This window comes from Oscillibacter sp. MSJ-31 (assembly GCF_018918025.1).
Taxonomy (GTDB): Bacteria; Bacillota; Clostridia; order Oscillospirales; family Oscillospiraceae; genus Hominicoprocola.
This window is the reverse complement of the sequence record NZ_JAHLPT010000067.1, coordinates 1-845: the sequence shown is the minus strand read 5'-3', so window position 1 is coordinate 845 and position 845 is coordinate 1. Positions and strand designations below refer to the sequence as shown.

Here is an 845-nt window from a genome sequence, read left to right as displayed (position 1 = left end):
GTATGCAGGAGCTCATGAACGACCATGCAGGGCGGCACAAGCTTTCGGACTTTGTCCTGCGCTATCATCACACCACTCACATCCTCGAAATGGGAGAAACGCGCTTTCGGAAGGATTATTGCAAATGGGCGGAAAAAAAGGGATACCGCAATTGCGAACGTATGGCAGTGCTCATCTTTGCCACAGCTCAAAACGGTATCCCTGTGCTTCCCAATGCACCATCCACGCAGATCGTCATTACGGAAGCGATACGGGTCCTCCACACAGTGGAGGCGTCCCGTGACGCTATTTTAACACAGATGCAGGCTCTCGCCAAGACTCTGCCGGAATATTCTCTCGTGCGCGAAATGCCCTGCATCGGGGACACGCTGGCTCCGCGCCTGATCGCGGAGATCGGAGATGTCCGACGCTTTCACAGCAAGCGGGCTCTCATCGCATACGCCGGCATCGATGCGCCGCCGTACCAGTCCGGCAAATTCTGCGCGAATAACCGCCATATCTCCAAGCGGGGAAATCGCTATCTGCGTAAGACCGGGTACGAAGTCATGCAGAGCTATGTGATGCACAAACCGGCAAACGATCCGATTTTTACATTCATTGAGAAAAAACGCAGTGAAGGGAAATGCGGTAAACTCGCTATGGTGGCAGGCCTGAATAAGTTCCTCCGAGTCTATTATGGCAAGGTCACAGAGCTCTACCGCAGTTTGCCGGCAATAGAATGAGCTGAGATCTCCAATACTTTATTTGAGGCGGCCAGGCGATCCACTTTGCCGCCTCTGTTTTGCTATGCTCTTTTTCTGCCGATAACTTTTCTTTGAATTAGGACTTGACTTTTTAGCAGGTTT

At 52.0% G+C, this 845-nt stretch carries 1 protein-coding gene; it reads left to right on the top strand.

The features are described 5' to 3' along the window. Positions 1-722, top strand: a 722-nt coding sequence (locus KQI17_RS13445) for a transposase (protein WP_216496696.1), incomplete at its 5' end; no start/stop codon positions are given. Positions 723-845: the final 123 nt, after the last annotated feature.